Origin of the sequence: Kitasatospora sp. NPDC059827, assembly GCF_042731675.1 — a bacterium.
Classification (GTDB): Bacteria; Actinomycetota; Actinomycetes; order Streptomycetales; family Streptomycetaceae; genus Kitasatospora.
The window spans coordinates 1-17,899 of sequence record NZ_JBHWIV010000127.1 but is presented as its reverse complement, the minus strand read 5'-3'; the positions used below and the strand labels follow the sequence as shown (position 1 = coordinate 17,899).

Below are 17,899 nucleotides of genomic sequence, written 5' to 3'. Positions count from 1 at the left end.
CCCGCGAGATTTACCAGGTCCTGACCACGCCCGGCACCTCACACGTCACCGCCGAGCAGCTCACCACCGCTGCTTGACATCCATAAGAGCATCCCTTCCTGACCGTGCCGGCCGTGCCGACCGTGCCGGGCAGTCCGGCGACGGGCCCCACCGGGAACCTCCCCGGTGGGGCCCTCGCCGTACCGGACGTCGGGCGGGCTCAGGCCCCGCGCAGGATCAGCCGCTGCGTCCGCCGCAGCACGGGGCTCGGCGGGACCCCCAGCTCGTCGGCGAGCCTGCGGCGGGTGCGGTCGAACACGGCCAGCGCGTCCGCCTGGCGCCCGCCGCGGAACAGCGCACCCATCAGCATCGCCGCCACCGGCTCGTTCAGCGGGTGCTCCCCGGACAGCGCCATCAGCTCCGCGATCGCCCCGGCGTACTGCCCCAGCCGGAGCCGCCACTCCGAGCGCCGCTGGGCGACGGTGATCCGGCGCTCGGTCAGCCGCAGCCGCTCCAGTTCGGCGAGCGGGCCCGGCAGCCCGGCCAGCGGCTCCCCGCGGAACAGGTCCAGCGCCCGGGAACAGAGCCGGACCGCCTCCGACAGGTCGCCCGCCCGGTGGGCCGTCCCGGCGGCGGTGACCAGCTCCTCCATCCGGGCCAGGTCCACCTCGGTCGCCCCGGCGACCAGGCGGTAGCCGTACCGGTCGTGCTCGATCACCGAGTCCGGACAGTCCCCGAGGCGCAGGGCCTTGCGCAGCCGGTACACATGGACCGGCACCACATTGGTGACCGGCGGCTCCGACCCCCACACGCCGTCCAGCAGCTCCTGCTGGCTGACGGTCCGTCCCCGGTGCAGCGCCAGCGCCGCCAGCACGGCCTGCTGCCGCAGGTGCCCCAGGTCCAGGTCCCTCCCGCCGTGCTGCGCCCGGAGCGGGCCGAGCACCGAGATCCGCACCATCGCGGCGGCCGTCCGGGCCGTGGCGCCGCGGGGCACCGACGCCGACCCGGGCGCCGGAGCCGACCCGGGCCCCGGCGTACGGGGGCCGCGGCCGGGCGCGACCAGGCCGCAGTCGAAGGCGTGCACGATGGCGGCGGCCCGGTCGCGCAGCCCGAGCTTCCCGAGGACCCGCGCCAGGGCTCCGGCCACCACCTCCTCGGTGACGGCGAGGGCGGCCGCGATCTCGTCGTCTCTCAGACCGCAGCCGACCGCCCGGAGCACCGCGCGCTCCTGGGCCCCGAGTTCGGCGCTGCTCGGCCGGGTGGTGGTGGCGGTCGTCGACATCGCTGCTCCCTGCACTCCGCGCCGCCCGGTCCGGCCGGCGCCGTCGACAAGGTAGTGGCGGCCCCGCCGGGCCCGGAATCCGGAACGATCCGGAGTGGCACGTGGGACGCCCCCCGGTGCGCCGCGGCGCTCAGGGGCAGTCGACGAGGGCCGGGCGGTCCTTGGTGCGGACGGCCGGGAGCCAGGCGGCGGTGGTGTCGGGGAGGTGGACCCGGTACCAGAGGGTGGAGGTGCGGTCCTCCTCGTCCACGATGGGCAGGCCGGTGGTGAGCCGGCAGTCGGCGTCGAGGGTGTCGCCGTGCCAGACCCGGGTGGGCACGACGTTGTCGGCCGTGTACGGGCGGTGCGGGTCGACGGCCAGGCCCAGGCTGCACGCGGGGTCGCGGTCGGCGCGGTCCTGGCAGCTGCGCTCGGCGTTGAAGACCCGGATCCGGCCCGGGTGCCCGGGCGACTCGGAGCGCGGCCACAGCGCCGCGGCGGAACCGGCGGCCGTCGCGGCGGCGACCAGCGCGAGCAGGGCCGAGCGCAGCCGCGGGCGGCTGCGGCGGCGCGGCCGTCGCCCGGACCGGTGGTCACGGATCCGGGCCAGCAGGCTCTCCGCGGTGTGCGGGGCGCGGGCGGCGTGGCTCGGGGCGAGGCAGTCGGCGGCCAGCTCGCGCCAGAACGGCGGGACGTCGGAGGCCAGGCGCAGCGCGGCGCGGCCCTCGGCGTACTGCTGGGCGGCGGCGCTGCGCGCGGTCGGGGTGGCGCCGGGGAAGGGCGGGACGCCCGCGGCGAACACCTCGTGGATCACGATGCCCAGCGCCCAGATGTCGGCGGTGGTCCGGATCTTGACGCCCTGCTCGCCGAGCGGCTCCTTCCACCGCTCCGGCGGGAGGTAGTCGGGGGTGCCCATCGGGGCGCAGTGGCCGTGGGTGCCGGTGAGCTCGATGGCGAGGCCGAAGTCGGAGAGGCGGACCTCGCCGTCGCGGCCGATCAGGACGTTCTCGGGCTTGAGGTCGGTGTGCACCCAGCCGGAGCGGTGCAGGTGGGCCAGGCCCTCGCAGATGCCGGCCACGATCCGGCCGCCCCGGTCCTCGTCGACGCCGGTGGCGAGCAGTTCGCGCAGGGTGCACCGGGCGCGCTCCATGACCAGGACGATCGCGCCGTCCAGCGCGGGGTGGTCGGGGGCGGCCAGGGTGAGGGTGTCGAGCAGCGGGACCAGCCGCGGGTGCGGCGCCGTCCGGGCCAACTCGACCTCACGGCGGGCGGCTTCGGCGACGCTGCGGGCCTGGCGGGGGGCGAGCCCGGCGGTCGGCAGCACCTTGAGCGCGACCGTGCCGTCCGCGTCCGTGACCTCGCCCGTGCCATCCCCTGCGCACGTCCCGCTCCGGCGCGCGGCGTAGACGGTCGCCCAGCCGCCCTCGCCGATGAGCCCCGTCACGGTCCACTCGCCGACCGGGTGGCCGGGTGGCAGCAGGTCCTCGCCGTTCCCGTAGAAGGCCGGATCGTGCATGCTCGCTGCCCTCCCTACCGTTCCCTGCCGTCCGGGCCCGGTGCCTCGGGGCGCGGCAGCAGCGCGAGGTGCTCCTCGCGGACGATGCCGAACTTCAACGCCAGCCCGACGACGGCCTCGCGCTTGCCGCTGCGGCGGTCCGGGCGCCCCGCGCCGTCGGGCAGCTCGACGCGGAGCTTCTCGTCGGCGAGGTAGTCGAGGTGGGAGCTGACCGCGCGCGCGGTGAGCCGGGCACAGGCGGGGTGGCTGCGCAGCCGCGCCACCACCTGGGGGGTGGTGGGCACGGCGGCGGGGGAGAGGTCGCGCAGCCACGGCTCGCAGAGCGCGACCAGCACCAGGAAGTAGGTGGCCGTCTCGTCCAGCGAGTACGCCGTCATGGTGCGGCTCTCCCAGGAGCCGCCGCGGGCGTGCGGGTCGAGGTAGACGTGGTCGGGCGCGAACACCTGGAAGGACAGCGGGGTTTCGCGCCGCGAGGGCAGCACCACCCGGGCGAACTCGAAGGGGATCGGCGCGCCGATCCGCCGCGGCGGCACCCGGAGGTACTCGCCGGCGCCCTCCGGGTTCTCCACCAGGTAGGCGTGGGTGTTGCTGAGGTTGCTCAACTGCCAGTGGTCGTCCGTCGCGTGGATCTCCCCGGCCAGCCGGGACACCGACTCGTCGCCGAGCCGGAGCTCCACCGGCGTACCGGCCGAGCCCCGCCCGAAGCGCGCCCGCTCCCCGGGCCCGAGCCGCAGCGTCACCGCCTCGTCGCCGTTCCCCTCCGGCAGGTGGACGAGAATCCCACTCACCGTTCCCCCGTCCCGCGCACTGCTGTCCCGTGCCGCACCCCGACCGTTGCCCTGACGGACGGAACGTTACCTCCTTGAGCATGACAATAAACAGAATGGTGGTGCAGGCCACGTGACGGCGCGGACCGGCAGGCCGTGCCTGCCGATCCGCGCCGCGGGGTACTGCGGGGGGTGTCAGCCCACGGCGGGGCCGGCGGTGGTGTTGAGCCAGGCCCAGTCGGACCAGGTGGAGAAGCCGGTCTGCCACTTGTGGTAGACGCCGGCGCTGCTGGTCCCGAAGACCTCGATCCGGCCGTCGGCGTTCGCGGCGGCGAAGATCTCGGTGCCGCCGCCGCCGAAGCCGTCCCACTGGCCGTAGGGCGCGTTCACGCCGGTCTGCCAGATGTGCTGCGCGGTGGTGCCGTTGATGGCGAAGGCCTCCACCCGGCCGTCCGGGGAACGCTCACTGGTGATCCGGGAGTCGGCCGGTCCACCGGCGGCCTCCCAGCCGGACCAGGTGGTGGGGTTGGTCTGGTACTTGTGGAAGACGCCGGCGGGGCCGGAGGCGAGGACTTCGAGGCGGCCGTCCTCGTTGTGGTCGACGGTGAGAGCGCGTCCGCCGCCGCCGAAGGTCTCCCAGGGGGACCAGCCGCCGCTGGGGGCGGTCTGCCACTGGTGTTGGAAGGTGCTGCTGTTGAGTGCGAACACTTCGAGTCGGCCGTCGGGTGCCTTGCCGAGGCGGACTTCGCTGTCGGCCGGTCCGCCGCCCGCCGATTCCCAGTCCGACCAGCCGCTGTTGGGTGCCGTCTGGTACTTGTGGAAGAGGCCTGCCGGGCCGGAGGCGAAGACCTCCAGGCGTCCGTCCTGGTTGGCGCCCACCGCGAGGTCGTGGCCGCCGCCGCCGAAGGTCTCCCAGTTCGACCAGGCGCCGGACGGTGCGAGCTGGTAACGGTGCTGGAGGGTGGTGCCGTTGAGGGCGAACATCTCCAGCCGGCCGTCCGCGTTCGGTCCGATGGCCAACTCGGCGCCGCCCGGGCCGCCGAGGGACTCCCAGTCCGACCAGGCGCCGTTCACCGCCGTCTGCCAGGCGTGCGAGACGCCGTTCGCGCCGGCCGCGAACACCTCCAGGCGGCCGTCGGCGCCGCGGGCCGACACCACCTTCCCGGACTTCGCCGGGTAGACCAACGGCGCCGGGCCCGGGTCGTGGTGGCCGAGCCGGTCCACCGCGGCCTGCGCCGCACCGAGGTAGCGCTCGTGCGCGCGCTGGTTGTAGGTCGACCAGGGCTGCCAGTTGGTGCCGCCGTTGGAGATCCGGTACGCCGCGTTGGCGTTGCACTGGGCGTCGAAGGCGCAGGCGTCGCTGACCTCGGGGTGCCAGTAGTCGTTGATCTCCCACAGGCCGCGGTCGCGGGACGGCGGGGTGTTGTTCTGGACGTTGGACGCCGAGGGGTTGCAGCTGGACTCGGCCATGCCGACGGCGATCGCGGTCACCAGGGCGTCGCCCCGGAAGCCCGCGTTGTAGCCGACCTCGGCGCACAGGTCGATGCCGGTGGCGGCCGGCGCGGGCGTGGCGCCCGCCGTCAGGCCCGCCGCCACGCCCAGCGCGGTGAGCGCGGACAGCAGGACGCGGCGGGGCGCCCGACGGGCGCGTGGTGTGCTGGTCACGTGAGCTCTCCTCAGTTGACGGCGGGGCCGGCGGTGGTGTTGAGCCAGGCCCAGTCGGACCAGGTGGAGAAGCCGGTCTGCCACTTGTGGTAGACGCCGGCGCTGCTGGTCCCGAAGACCTCGATCCGGCCGTCGGCGTTGGTCGCGGCGGTGATCCCGGTGCCGCCGCCGCCGAAGGTGTCCCACTGGCCGTACGGGGCGTTCAGTCCGGTCTGCCAGATGTGCTGCGCTGCGCTGCCGTTGATGCCGAAGACCTCGACGCGGCCGTCCGCCGTCGGCTGGCTGGTCAGCCGGGAGTCGGCCGGTCCGCCCGTGGGCTCCCAGTCGGACCAGGTGGTGGGGTTGGTCTGGTACTTGTGGAAGACGCCGGTGGGGCCGGAGGCGAGGACTTCGAGGCGTCCGTCCTCGTTGTGGTCGACGGTGAGGGCGCGTCCGCCGCCGCCGAAGGTCTCCCAGGGGGACCAGCCGCCGCTGGGGGCGGTCTGCCACTGGTGTTGGAAGGTGGTGCTGTTGAGCGCGAAGACTTCGAGTCGGCCGTCGGGTGCCTTGCCGAGGCGGACTTCGCTGTCGGCCGGTCCGCCGCCCGCCGATTCCCAGTCCGACCAGCCGCTGTTGGGTGCGGTCTGGTACTTGTGGAAGAGGCCTGCCGGGCCGGAGGCGAAGACCTCGAGGCGTCCGTCCTGGTTGGCGCCCACCGCGAGGTCGTGGCCGCCGCCGCCGAAGGTCTCCCAGTTCGACCAGGCGCCGGACGGACCGAGCTGGTAGCGGTGCTGGAGGGTGGTGCCGTTGAGGGCGAACATCTCCAGGCGGCCGTCCGCGTTCGGGCCGATGGCCAACTCGGCGCCGCCCGGGCCGCCGAGGGACTCCCAGTCCGACCAGGCGCCGTTCACCGCCGTCTGCCAGGCGTGCGACACGCCGTTGGCACCGGCCGCGAACACCTCCAGGCGGCCGTCCGCGCCGCGGGCCGACACCACCTTCCCGGACTGCGCCGGATACACCAGCGGTGCCGGACGCGGACCGCTCCCCGGTCGGCAGGGCATGGTGATGCCGCGGTCCGCGAGGTAGGGGACGGGGTCGGTGCGCACGGTCGCGTTGGCGTCGGCCCAGACCCGCAGGTGCAGGTGCGGTCCGCTGGCCTGGCCCTCGCTGCCCATCAGCGCGATCTGCTGACCGGCCGTCACGTGCTCGCCGACGGCCACGTCCCGCTCGCGCATGTGCCCGTACTCGGTGATGGTCCCGTCCGGGTGCAGGATGCGGATCCACTGGCCGTAGCCCTGCGCCGGTCCGGAGGCCGTCACCTCGCCGTCGCCCACCGCGTAGATCGGGGTGCCGTAGTCGTTGGCGATGTCGATGCCGTTGTGCTCCTGGCTGTAGCCCTGGGAGATCTGGCCGCGGGCCGGGCAGGACGCCGCGAACCCGGCCACCGCCGCCGGCGCGGCCCCGGCGGGCGCGGCCGGTACGGCCACCGGCAGCAGCAGCGCGGCCGCCACCAGCGCCAGCCGGGGAAGGGAGCCCGGCACCGCTCCGCCCCTCACGCCGTACACCGGCGGCGAGCCCTACGACCGGGGTGGTGCGCGGTCATCCTGACCTCCTGAAGACGCGTGGCAGCGGCCCCTCCGGACCACCCGGGGCACGCTAACCACCCGCCACCCACCCCGGAACCCGGAACCATCCGGACTGACACCACGGCCCCGCCCCACCGACACTGCCCCCGGGCGCGAGGACGCCGCCCCGCCTCCTCCCGGCAGGCCGCGACACGTCATCGGGTGAACCCACCGGAACGACACGCCCCACGCCTTGTGGAAATTCCGGAGGGAAATGACCGAGAACACCTTGCGCCAAGGCCTGTTCGATTGACCCTCATAAAGGCGTTCCGGATACTGATCGAGCACGACGCAACGGAAACTCGTTGTGGAGCGGGCTCCGATTTTTCATGTGATCCGACTGGGGAGAATCCATGTTCTCGAATGTCAAGAAGGTCGTGGGCTCGATGGCCATGGCCTTCGCCGCGGCGGCCACCCTCACCGTGGCGGTGCCGTCCGGCAGCGCCTTCGCCATCGACCACATCCCGTGCGACGGGAGCCGTAACGACTTCCTGAAGATCTGGTCGCACCTGGACGGCCGCGAGAGCGTGGACTGCTACGCGAACGGCGGGGAGATCGGCTTCGGCGGGTGGTGGGTCGACCGGATCTCCACCGGGAACAACGACCTGGTCTACTCCGACGCCAACGGCGACTCGGTGCGGGTCAACCGCTGGACGGACATCTCGTACCCGAACCGCCCGCCGAAGGTGAACTCCATCCGTATCCTCTGACGAACCGGCGGAGCGGGCCCCGAACGGCAATTCTCCGACCGTAGTACCGCAGCTCCCGAAAGCATTCGGGACTTGGATCGCGGTCGAACCCTTCATCGACCGCACCGTCCGTCCCGCGGTCGCGCGCCACGCCCCGAACACCGGAGAGGCCGGCCGGCGCGTGCAGGACGGCGGCCAGCACCTTGGGCAGCTCGTCGGCGGAGTCGGCGGTCCGAGCGCGCCAGGCGACGTGTCCGTCCGGGCGGACCAGGACGCCGCCGTCGGCGTCGACCTCGCGCAGCCGGTCCCAGGCCCCGTACGGGTCGCGCAGGCCCTCGGCGGAGCCGATCGTCCGGACCGTCACGGGCACCCCGGTGAGTCGGGCGGCCTCGCGGGCGGCATCGTGCCAGCGGTCGCCGCCGCGGCCGGTGAGCAGGACGAAGCGGCCCCGTCCGACCACGTCCAGGGTGGAGCGGCGGCGGCCGCCGTCCTCCAGCCAGGCGTGCGGCAGACGTGCGCCGGGCCAGGTGGTGGGCCGGTAGTACAGCTCGGGGTCCCGGTCGCCGACCGGCTCGGGCGTGCCGTCGTCGACCCGGGCACCGCTGCGGTAGCGGTAGCCGATCTCGACGCCGTGCGCGTTGACCTGGTAGTTGATCCGGTCGGTCGCGGCGGCCAGGGCGGCCCGCCGGGCGGCGGCCTCCTCCGTGTCGTCGGCGAGGCCGCGCAGCAGCTCCCACTGCTCGGCGGCGTCCTGCCCGGCGGTGAAGCCCAGCGCGGCCGGGATGCCGAGGAAGTCCAGCATGCTGCGCACCGCACGGTCGACGATCTGTCCGCCCACCGGCAGCCGCTCGGCCTGGTAGGTGTCCAGCAGCGCGGGCGAGGCCGAGCCGTCGAGCACCAGCTTCAGCTTCCAGCAGAGGTTGAAGGAGTCCGCGACCGCCGAGTTCAGCCCGAGGCCGTTGGTCGGCGGCATCTGGTGCACCGCGTCGCCGACGCAGAACACCCGGCCGTTCGCGTAGCGGGGGGCGACGACCGCGTTGACCTCCCACGGCGAGACGTTCTTGATCCGGACCTCGACGGTCGGGTCGCCGATGCTCTCCCGGATGTGCGCGAGGATCTCCTCGTGGTCGTCGCGGTCGAACTCCGCGCCGTGGTCGAGGAAGCGCAGGTAGACCCACTCGTTCCAGGGGCGGATGCTGACGAACACCCGGCCGTCCTCCGGCGGGTTGCCGGGCACGGCGCCCATGTAGAGGATGGCCGGGCGGTCCTCGCAGTACTGCGAGAGGTCCGCCTCGAACCAGACCGAGGCGACCTTGGCCAGCCCGGTGGCACCCTCCACGGTGAGTCCGGCCTGCTCCATCACCCGGCTCTTCGCGCCGTCGGCGCCGATCACGTAGTCGGCGCGCACGGTGTACTCCAGGCCGGACTGCCGGTCGGCGACCACGGCCGTGACCCCGTCCTCGTCCTGCTCCATGCGCAGGAACTCGTGACCAAAGCGGAGCTCGCCGACCGCGGCCTGCCGGACCCGCTCGACCAGCAGCGGCTCCAGCCGGTGCTGCGCGAGGTTGCACATCGTGCTCGGACTGGCCGCCAGGTAGTCGCCGATGCGGTCCGGGCCGTTGCCGTAGGCGTCCAGCCGGCTCACCTCGGGTCCGGCGAACGTCGACATGAAGACGTGGTTGGCCAGCAGCGGGCTCGGGGTCGCCTCGGCCATCACCTGGTCCTCGGCGCCGAGATCGCGCAGGATCTCCCCGGTGCGCTGGTTCAGCAGGTGCGCGCGGGGGGTGTGGGCCGTGCCCGGGTACTTGCCGACCACCAGGTGCGCGACGCCGTAGCGCGAGAGCGCCAGCGAGGCGGTCAGGCCGGCCGGGCCGGCGCCGACGATCAGTACCGGGACCCGGACGTCGGGGGCGGTGGTGAGGGTCACTTGGCAGCCTTCCGCGCGTAGCCGGCGTAGATCACCGACGTGTCCTTGTGTACGCCGAGCTGGAACTGCCGCCCCAGCTCGCCGTACGTGATCTCGCCCCGGGCCCGGCGGCGCATCGCCTTCAGCAGCTCGAACTGCGGCCGGGTGGAGGCGAATCCGACGAGGTCCTGATTGGTCAGGTCGTGCGCGCGGAACACCGCGTGGAGCTCGGCCGGCTTGATGAAGCTCTTCCAGTCGTGCAGGTCCTTGGGTGCGAAGCTGACGGACTTCCAGTCCTGCGCCATCTTGATCATCGCCAGCTTGGACCGGAACGTCCGGTTGATGGTGTCGTAGAGGTAGTGGCCGCCGGGCTTGAGCACCCGTACGGCCTCGCCGACCGCCCGGTCCACGGAGGTGACGTGCTCCAGGGTGTCGCAGCAGTACACCAGGTCGAACGTGCCGTCGGCGAAGGGGAGTTCCTCGGCGAAGCCCTGCTGGTACGTGATCTCCAGCCCGGACTGCCGGGCGTGCTCGCCGGCGGCCTCCAGGGACGGGCCGGACGGGTCCACCCCGGTGACCCGGCACCCGGCGCCGGCGAAGAGCTCGGCCAGCAGACCGCCGCCGCAGCCCACGTCGAGCACCTTGAGGCCCTTGAGGTCCAGCCTCAGCCGCTGGGTGAGGACCTCCTGGAAATAGGCGAACCGGGCCGGGGTGAAGGCCTCCAGCGTCGCGAACGGCTGGTCGTCGTGCCACCAGGAGTGGGTGTTGTAGACGTCGTTGTCGACGGGCATGGTGCGACTCCTCAGGAGAGCTTGATGGTCGGGCGGTAGAGGTCGAGCCAGACGGCCAGGTCGAGGACCCGTTCGAACGCCTCGCGCTCGTCCCGGTCGACGGCCTCGGGCCGGGCGCCCGCGGCCGCCGCGAGCGCGGCCCGGTCGAAGAACTCGACCGCCTCGTGGCCGCCCGACAGCAGCTCGCCGACCTGCTGCTGCAACTGCCCCACGTAGGCGAGCTGCTGGGTGTGCGGGTAGAGGGCCTTCACCCGCTCCACCACCGACGTGGGGAGCACGTCCCGCACCGCCGCGCGCAGCAGGCTCTTCTCCCGCCCGTCGAAGGTCTTCATCGCCCACGGGGTGTTGTAGACGTACTCCACCAGGCGGTGGTCGCAGAACGGCACGCGCACCTCCAGGCCGACCGCCATGCTCATCCGGTCCTTGCGGTCCAGGAGCAGGCCCAGCAGGCTGGTCAGGTGCACGTGGCAGAACTCGCGCATCCGCCGCTCGTGCGCGTCCTCGCCCTCCAGCACCGGGATGGCGGCGACCGAGTCGCTCCAGCGCTGCGCCCAGTAGCCGGGGACGTCGAGGGTCCCCAGCAGCAGCCCGGCGTCGATCAGCTTGGTGGGGTGCTTCCGCGGACCGAGGCCGGAGGCGGTCACCCACGGGAACATCGCGGTCTGCTGGACCGCCGGCAGGTGGAACCACGGGTAGCCGCCGAATATCTCGTCGGCCGACTCCCCGGAGAGGGCGACCGTCGAGTGCCGGCGGATCGCCTTGAACAGCAGGTACAGCGAGTTGTCCGCCTCGCCGAAGCCGAACGGCAGGTCGCGGGCGGTCACGGTGGCCCGGCGCACCTCGGGATCGGCCAGTTCGAGGTGGTCGAGCCGGATGTCGTGGTGCTGCGCGCCGACGTGCTCGACCACCGCGCGGGCGAACGGCGCGTCCGCCGAGCCGCGCAGCTCGTCGGGGCGGAAGGCGTCCGGCTGCTCGAAGTCGACGGTGAAGGTCCGCACCCGCTCGCCCCCGTCCGCCAGGCGGCGGGCGGCCAGGGCGGTGAGGGCGCTGGAGTCGAGGCCGCCGGAGAGCAGCACGCACTGCGGCACGTCGGCGACCAGCTGCCGGGCCACGCTGTCCTCCAGCAGCTCCCGGACGCGCCGGACGGTGGCCTCGGTGTCGTCCCGGTGCTCGGCGACCTCCAGCCGCCAGTACACGTGCTCGCGCAGGCCCGAGCGGTCGACGGTCACCATGGCGCCCGGCTTGACCTCGTGCATGCCCGTCCAGACCGCGCGGCCGGGGGCCTTGACGAACCCGAACAGCTCGCGGAAGCCGTCGGCGTCCACCACCGGGTCCACCGCCGGGTGGGCGAGCAGGGCCTTCGCCTCGGACCCGAACAGCACGCCGTCGTCGGTCGGGTAGTAGTAGAGCGGCTTGATGCCCAGGCGGTCGCGCAGCAGCACCAGCTTCTCCACGCGGCCGTCCCAGATGCCCAGCGCGTACATGCCGTTGAGCCGGTCGGCGATCCCCTGCCCCCACTCCAGGTAGCCGCGCAGCACGACCTCGGTGTCACTGGAGGTGCGGAACTCGTGCCCCCGGCGCCGGAGTTCGTCCCGGAGCTCGGTGAAGTTGTACGCCTCGCCGCTGTACGTCATGGCGACCGGGCCGTCCGGCGTCTCGACGACCATCGGCTGCGCGCCGCCGGTCAGGTCGATGACGGCGAGCCGGCGGTGGCCCAGCGCGGCGTGCCGGGACAGCCAGGTGCCGGCGGCGTCCGGACCGCGGCAGGCCATGGTGTCGGTCATGGCGGTCAGGGCGGGGAGTTCACGTTCGAGGTCGTGCTGGAAGGAGATCCAGCCGGCGATCCCGCACATTCGGTTCTTCTTTCGTTCGGGGGCGGGGGTTGGGGCCGGGTGCTCAGCGGTGCGCGGCGCCGTGCCGGGAGGCCATGTAGGCGGGCAGGCCGTCGATGTGCGAGCGGCCGGTGGGGGCGAAGAAGAATCGGTCCAGGGGGCCCTGGAGGAACGACCACGGGCGGTTCAGCTCGGCCGCCCAGCGCCAGCCGAACCGGGCGCCGTTCTCGGTGGGTTCGACCACGTAGTCCTCCACCAGGTGACGGAAGATCGGGCGGGTCGCCTCGGTCGCGCTGAAGGTCTTGCGGCTGCCCTCCTCCCAGCGGAAGAAGCGCTCGCGGAGGGTGAAGTCACCGTCCATCTCGATCTCGCGGGTGGTGCCGACGCCGAACGGCCGGGGCGAGGTCCAGGTGAGCCGCCGCATGCCCTTCGTCCAGCTGGACACGCCGTCGCCGGTCAGGGCCGCCCAGGTCTCCTCCGCGGAGAACGGCACCTCGACCGAACGGGCGTGGTAGAGCGGGGCCGTGGCGAACAGCGAGTCGTCGGCCTCCTCGATCGGGTACCAGCGTGTCGACATGGTGTCGGGTCCTTCCGGGAACGGGGCGGTGGAGCGGGGAGGAGCGGTGAGGACGGGGCCGGAGCTCACGCCTCAGGCCTTGCGGGCCCGGAACAGGCCGACGGAGCCGCGCACGACGAGGTCGAAGTCGTCGAAGGACTGCTTGAGCTGGTCGCGCAGGTCCTCCAGGTCGTCCTGGTCGTTGTGGAAGACGCCCTTCGCGTTGAGGTTGTTCATCAGCCAGCGGCCGGCCCCGGTGACCGGGACTCCCGACGACAGCACGGTGCTGCCGAAGACCGTGCCGCCGGGCTTCACGGCCGCGGCCGCGTGGCGGATGGCCACGCCCTTCTCCCGCAGGCTGCCGGGGATGCAGTGCAGCAGGAAGCTCAGGGCGGCCGAGTCCTGGCTCTCGGCGGGCACCGGCAGCGGCTCCAGGGCGTTGGCGACCACCTTGGTGGTCCGGTAGTGCGAGAGCCGCTCGGCGGTGAAGTCGAGCGTGCTGGGGTTGAGGTCGGCCAGCGTGATGTGCGGGTTCGACACCGGGAACCGGGAGTGCGCCAGCAGGTACCCGGTGCCGACGCCGATCTCCAGGTGCTTCGCACCGAGGCAGGTGTCGTACATCTGCTGGAAGTTCCGCGGCGAGCACCGCCAGAACAGCGGGGCGCTGCCGCGGAAGACGACCAGGTCGTAGAAGGTCAGCGCGCGGCGGTGGTAGGGGGCCTGGCCGTCGTGGACCGCCTGGTCCAGGGAGGCGGGCCGGTTGCCGTTGTCAGTGCTCATGTTCTGCTCACCCTCGTCAGGAGTCGGACATCGTGGTGGTCGGGCCGGCCGTGCCGGCCGTGGTGGTCAGGCCACCGGCTCGGCGAGCCGGTCGAGGACCGCGCGCACGGTGGTGGGGCTGTGCTCGCCGGTCATCGTGAAGTGGTCGCCCGGAACCTCTGCCCCGGTGTGCGGGACCGGCCAGGAGGCCTGCCAGTCGGAGGCCGGGAAGCCGGGCAGCGGCCGGGCGGCGCGCAGGTGGAGCGTGGGCGTGGCCAGGGGCTGGGGCCGCCAGCCCTCGAAGAGCTGGGCGTAGCCGCCCATCGCGGTGAGGCAGATGTCGTCCAGCAGGGTGCCGGCGGGGATCCGACCGTCCGTCAACTGGGCGGCGATCTCCGCCTGGACGAGGGGAAGTATGGCACTGCCGGGCCGGTAGCTGTCCAGCAGGACGACCGACACCGGGAGGGTGCCGAGGTCCTCCAGGCGCTCCGCCACCGCGTGCGCGATCCAGCCGCCGGCGGAGTGGCCGAGCAGCGCGAACTGCTGCCCGGCGGCGAGCCGTTCGACGTCCTCGGCGTGCAGGCGCACCAGCGCGTCGAGATCGGACGGGAGCCGCTCGCCCGCGGCGAAGCCGGGGGCCGGCAGCGCCCACAGCTCGTGCCGGCCGCCCACGGCGGCGGCGAGCCGCGCGTACTGGTGGGCGCCGGACCTGCTCGCGAACGACGGGAAGCAGAACAGGCGGGGTGCCGCCGGACCCTGGGTGAGGCGAACGGGAGCCGGCCGGCCGGACGGGTCGGGCGGGGAGTCGAAGGTGTCGCGGAACCGTGCTGCGGCGGACAGGAGTGCATTGAACTCCGCGAACCGGCCCAGCTCCGCCGCCCGTGGCGCGAGCGAGGCCAGCAGCCCGCCGGGCGGACCGGCCGACGGCACCGGGGCGGCGTCCAACCGGTCCAGCAGGTGGGTGGCGAGGGCGTCGAGCGTGGAGTGCTCGAACACCGCCGTGGCGGACAGGTCCAGGCCGGTGGCGGCTTGGAGGGCGGCGCTCAGCTCGGTCGCGGCGAGGGAGTCGAGTCCCAGCTCGGGCAGGCTCAGACCGGTCTCCACGTCCTCGGTCGAGGCGTGTCCGAGCGCGGCGGCCACCTCGGCGGCCACCAACTCCCTGAGGAACGGGCCGCGTTCGGCCGGGTCGAGGGAGGACAGTCGTCCGGGCGACCGGGGGTCGGCGTGCTCCTCGGGCGTTCGGGGGTCACCCGGCACGGTGGCCGGTGGTTCGGTGGCGGGCGTCCCGGTGGCGGGCCCGGCCGTCCGGGAGGCCGGTACGACGCCCTCCGGCCAGAACCGGCGCCGCTGGAACGCGTACGTGGGCAGGGCGACCCGGTCGTCTCCACCGGAGTCGGCGAGAACGGCCTCCCAGGCCACCGGGACGCCACGGACGTGGACACCGGCGAGCGCGGTCAGCGCGCTGTCCGCCTCCGGCCGGCCGCTCCGCAGCAGCGGCACCGCCGCCGGGGCCGGGCTCAGGTCGGCCAGCGCGTCCCGCACCAGGGCGGACAGCACGCCGCCGGGGCCGAGTTCGAGGAAGGTGGTCACGCCGTCCGCAGCCATCCGGCGCACGCCGTCGTGGAAGCGCACCGCCTCCCGGATGTGCCGGACCCAGTACTCCGGTGCGCCCACCTGCTCGGCTGTCGCCTGCTCGCCGGTCAGGTTCGACAGCAGCCGGATCCGCGGTGGCCGGTACGCGAGCCCGCTCGCCGCCTCGTGGAACCGGTCCAGCACGCCGTCCATCAGCGGCGAGTGGAACGCCCGGGTGACCCGGAGGCGCTTCGTCCGGCGACCGCGCGAGGCGAGGACGGCCGCGACCTCCTCGACCGCCTCGGCCAGGCCGGAGAGCACGACGGCGCGCGGCCCGTTGACGGCCGCGATGCCGACCCGGCCCTCCCGGCCCGCCAGCAGTGGCAGCACCTCGTCCTCCGACGCCTCGACGGCCACCATCGCGCCGCCCTCCGGCGAGTCCTGCATCAGCCTGCCGCGTGCGGCGACCAGGCGGCAGGCGTCCTCCTGCGTCAGCACGCCGGCCGCGCAGGCCGCCGCCAGTTCGCCGACGGAGTGGCCGCCGACGTAGTCGGGCGTCACACCCCAGGACCGCAGCAGGTGGAACGCCGCCAGGCCGACGGCGAAGAGCCCGGCCTGGGTGAACACGGTCTCGTCGAGCAGGGCGGCCTCGGCGCTGCCCTCCGGGGCGAACAGGACGTCGCGCAGCGCGGGACGCCCGGGCGCGGCCAGGTGCCGGTCCAGGTCCTCGCACACCTCGTCCAGTGCCCGCGCGAAGACCGGATGGGCCTGGTGGAGGCCCTGGCCCATGCCGGGTCGCTGGCTGCCCTGGCCCGGGAACAGGAAGCCGACCCGGCCGGGCACCGCGGTGCCCCGGAGCAGTCCGGGGGAGGTGTCGCCCGTGGCCAGCGCGGCCAGCCCGGCCCGCAGCTCGCCGAGGTCGCGGCCGAGCACGACCGCCCGGTGCGGCAGGGCGGCCCTGGACAGCGCCAGGGAGCGCCCGACGGCGGCGGGGGAGGGACCGACGGCGGCGAGGGAGGGACCCTCGGCGAGGTGGCCCCGGAGGCGCTCCGCCTGGCCGCGCAGGGCGGCCGCGCCGCGGGCCGAGACCGGCCAGGCGACGAGCGGCGCAGGCGCGGGAGGTGCGGGTTCGGCCGGCGCCCCGTGCTCCGTCGGGGCCTGCGGCGCGTCGCCCCCGGACGCGTCGGCCGGGCGCGGCTGTTCGGGCACCGCCGGGGCCTGTTCGAGGACCACGTGGGCGTTGGTGCCGCTGATGCCGAAGGCGGACACGCCCGCGCGCCGGGGACGGCCCCCCTCCGGCCAGGCCACCGGCTCGGTGAGCAGGGCGACCGCGCCGGAGGACCAGTCCACGTGCGGGGTGGGGGCGTCGGTGTGCAGGGTGGGCGGCAGGACGCCGTGCTCCATCGCCTTCACCATCTTGATCACGCCCGCCATGCCGGCCGCCGCCGCGGTGTGCCCGATGTTGGACTTCACCGAGCCCAGCCACAGCGGCCGTGCCGCCGACCGGTCCCGCCCGTACGTCGCGAGCAGGGCCTCGGCCTCGATCGGGTCCCCGAGCGGAGTGCCCGTCCCATGCGCCTCGACCGCGTCCACCTCGTCCGGTGCCAGCCCGGCACTGGCCAGGGCCTGCCGGATCACCCGCTGCTGGGAGGGGCCGTTCGGCGCGGACAGGCCGTTGCTCGCACCGTCCTGGTTGGTCGCCGAGCCGCGGATCACGGCCAGCACCGGATGCCCGTTGCGGCGGGCATCGGACAACCGTTCCAGCAGCAGCACACCCGCACCCTCGCCCCAGGCGGTGCCGTCGGCCGCGGCGGCGAACGGCTTGCACCGGCCGTCCGGGGCCAACCCGCGCTGCCGGCTGAAACCGATGAACGCCTGCGGAGTGGACAGCACCGTGACGGCCCCCGCGAGCGCGAGCGTGCTCTCGCCGGCGCGCAGCGAGCGGCAGGCCAGGTGCAGGGCGACCAGGGAGGAGGAGCACGCGGTGTCCACCGTCAGGGCCGGACCCTCCAGCCCGTAGGTGTAGGCGAGCCGACCGGAGATGACGCTGGCCGCGTTGCCGGTCAGCAGGTAGCCCTCCAGGCCGTCCGCGGACTCCTGGGCCAGCAGGTGGTAGTCCTGGCCGCTACTGCCGGCGAAGACGCCGGTCCGGCTGCCGCGCAGGGACTCCGGGTCGATCCCGGCGCGCTCGAAGGCCTCCCAGGAGGTCTCCAGCAGCAGCCGCTGCTGCGGGTCCATGGCGAGGGCCTCGCGCGGGCCGATGCCGAAGAAGGCGGCGTCGAAGCGGTCGGCGTCATGGAGGAAGCCGCCCTCGCGGGTGTAGGTGCGGCCGGGGCGGTCCGGGTCCGGGTCGTAGAGGTTGTCGAGGTCCCAGCCCCGGTTGCCCGGGAACGGCGTGATCGCGTCGCGGCCGTCCGCGACCAGCCGCCACAGGTCCTCGGGGCTGCGCACCTCGCCCGGGTAGCGGCAGGCCATGGCGACGATCGCGATGGGCTCCTCGTCGTCACCGGCCGTCGCGGGGACGGGCGGTGCCTCGTCGGCCGGGGCCTCGGTGCCCGCGAGTCGGCCGAGCAGGTGGCGGCCCAGGGCCTCGGGCGTCGGATGGTCGAAGGCGACGGCCGCCGGGAGCCGGAGACCGGTGACGGCGATCAGCCGGTTGCGCAGCTCGACCGCGGTGAGCGAGACGAACCCCAGCTCGTGGAACGAGCGCCCCGGCGGGATCGGACCGGTGAGGCCGAGGACCGCGGTCGCGTGGGACTCCACCAGGTCGAACAGCAGGCGCTCGCGGTCGGGCTCGGCCAGTTCGGCGAGGCGACGGCGCAGCTGCGCCCCGGCCGAACCCGCGGTGCCTTCGTCCGGCTCGGCGGTCGGCGCGGCCGTCCCGACGGTGTCCACCCAGTAACGGCTGCGTTGGAAGGGGTAGGTGGGGAGGTCGGGGTGGGTGGCGGGGGTGAGGTAGGGGGTCCAGTCGACGGGGTGGCCGTGGGTGTGGAGGTGGGCGG

General features: G+C 74.1%; 12 protein-coding genes. 1 reads left to right on the top strand and 11 read right to left on the bottom strand.

Annotated elements, in window-relative coordinates; genetic code table 11:
* Positions 1-199: 199 nt before the first annotated feature.
* From ACFV8H_RS39190 to ACFV8H_RS39170, 5 genes are all read right to left on the bottom strand, one after another.
* Positions 200-1,261 carry a BTAD domain-containing putative transcriptional regulator gene (locus ACFV8H_RS39190; RefSeq protein ID WP_380409257.1) on the bottom strand — a complete coding sequence of 354 codons (1,062 nt, stop codon included), beginning with the start codon at positions 1,259-1,261 and terminating at the stop codon, positions 200-202.
* A gap of 130 nt (positions 1,262-1,391) precedes the next feature.
* Positions 1,392-2,756, bottom strand: a complete 1,365-nt coding sequence (locus ACFV8H_RS39185) for a serine/threonine-protein kinase (protein ID WP_380409255.1) — start codon at positions 2,754-2,756, stop codon at positions 1,392-1,394.
* Between the two features lie 14 nt (positions 2,757-2,770).
* Positions 2,771-3,544, bottom strand: coding sequence for a serine/threonine protein kinase (locus ACFV8H_RS39180; RefSeq protein ID WP_375893139.1), 774 nt, complete (start codon positions 3,542-3,544; stop codon positions 2,771-2,773).
* Between the two features lie 174 nt (positions 3,545-3,718).
* Positions 3,719-5,188: a hypothetical protein gene (locus ACFV8H_RS39175; protein ID WP_380409253.1), complete on the bottom strand. Its 1,470-nt coding sequence runs from the start codon at positions 5,186-5,188 to the stop codon at positions 3,719-3,721.
* Positions 5,189-5,199: 11 nt separating this feature from the next.
* Positions 5,200-6,708 (bottom strand): peptidoglycan DD-metalloendopeptidase family protein, encoded by a 1,509-nt coding sequence (locus ACFV8H_RS39170; RefSeq protein ID WP_380409251.1) that lies wholly within the window; start codon positions 6,706-6,708, stop codon positions 5,200-5,202.
* A gap of 437 nt (positions 6,709-7,145) precedes the next feature.
* Between ACFV8H_RS39170 and ACFV8H_RS39165 the strand changes: the two genes are divergently transcribed.
* Positions 7,146-7,502: a beta/gamma crystallin domain-containing protein gene (locus ACFV8H_RS39165; RefSeq protein ID WP_380409249.1), complete on the top strand. Its 357-nt coding sequence runs from the start codon at positions 7,146-7,148 to the stop codon at positions 7,500-7,502.
* Here the strand turns inward: ACFV8H_RS39165 and ACFV8H_RS39160 are convergent.
* The 6 genes from ACFV8H_RS39160 to ACFV8H_RS39135 form a co-directional block, all read right to left on the bottom strand.
* Positions 7,435-9,408: an FAD-dependent monooxygenase gene (locus ACFV8H_RS39160; protein WP_380409247.1), complete on the bottom strand. Its 1,974-nt coding sequence runs from the start codon at positions 9,406-9,408 to the stop codon at positions 7,435-7,437. The two genes, ACFV8H_RS39165 and ACFV8H_RS39160, sit on opposite strands and share 68 nt — an antisense overlap.
* On the bottom strand, positions 9,405-10,178 hold the full coding sequence (gene ubiG, locus ACFV8H_RS39155; RefSeq protein WP_380409245.1) for a bifunctional 2-polyprenyl-6-hydroxyphenol methylase/3-demethylubiquinol 3-O-methyltransferase UbiG: 774 nt from the start codon (positions 10,176-10,178) through the stop codon (positions 9,405-9,407). Before ubiG ends, ACFV8H_RS39160 begins: the two co-directional genes overlap by 4 nt.
* Before the next feature lie 11 nt (positions 10,179-10,189).
* Positions 10,190-12,031: an asparagine synthase (glutamine-hydrolyzing) gene (gene asnB, locus ACFV8H_RS39150; protein WP_380409243.1), complete on the bottom strand. Its 1,842-nt coding sequence runs from the start codon at positions 12,029-12,031 to the stop codon at positions 10,190-10,192.
* A gap of 43 nt (positions 12,032-12,074) precedes the next feature.
* Positions 12,075-12,587 carry an SRPBCC family protein gene (locus ACFV8H_RS39145; RefSeq protein ID WP_380409241.1) on the bottom strand — a complete coding sequence of 171 codons (513 nt, stop codon included), beginning with the start codon at positions 12,585-12,587 and terminating at the stop codon, positions 12,075-12,077.
* A 72-nt stretch (positions 12,588-12,659) separates the two neighbouring features.
* Positions 12,660-13,346: a class I SAM-dependent methyltransferase gene (locus ACFV8H_RS39140; protein ID WP_380409239.1), complete on the bottom strand. Its 687-nt coding sequence runs from the start codon at positions 13,344-13,346 to the stop codon at positions 12,660-12,662.
* A 66-nt stretch (positions 13,347-13,412) separates the two neighbouring features.
* The coding region (locus tag ACFV8H_RS39135) for a beta-ketoacyl synthase N-terminal-like domain-containing protein (RefSeq protein ID WP_380409238.1) at positions 13,413-17,899 on the bottom strand (4,487 nt) is incomplete at its 5' end.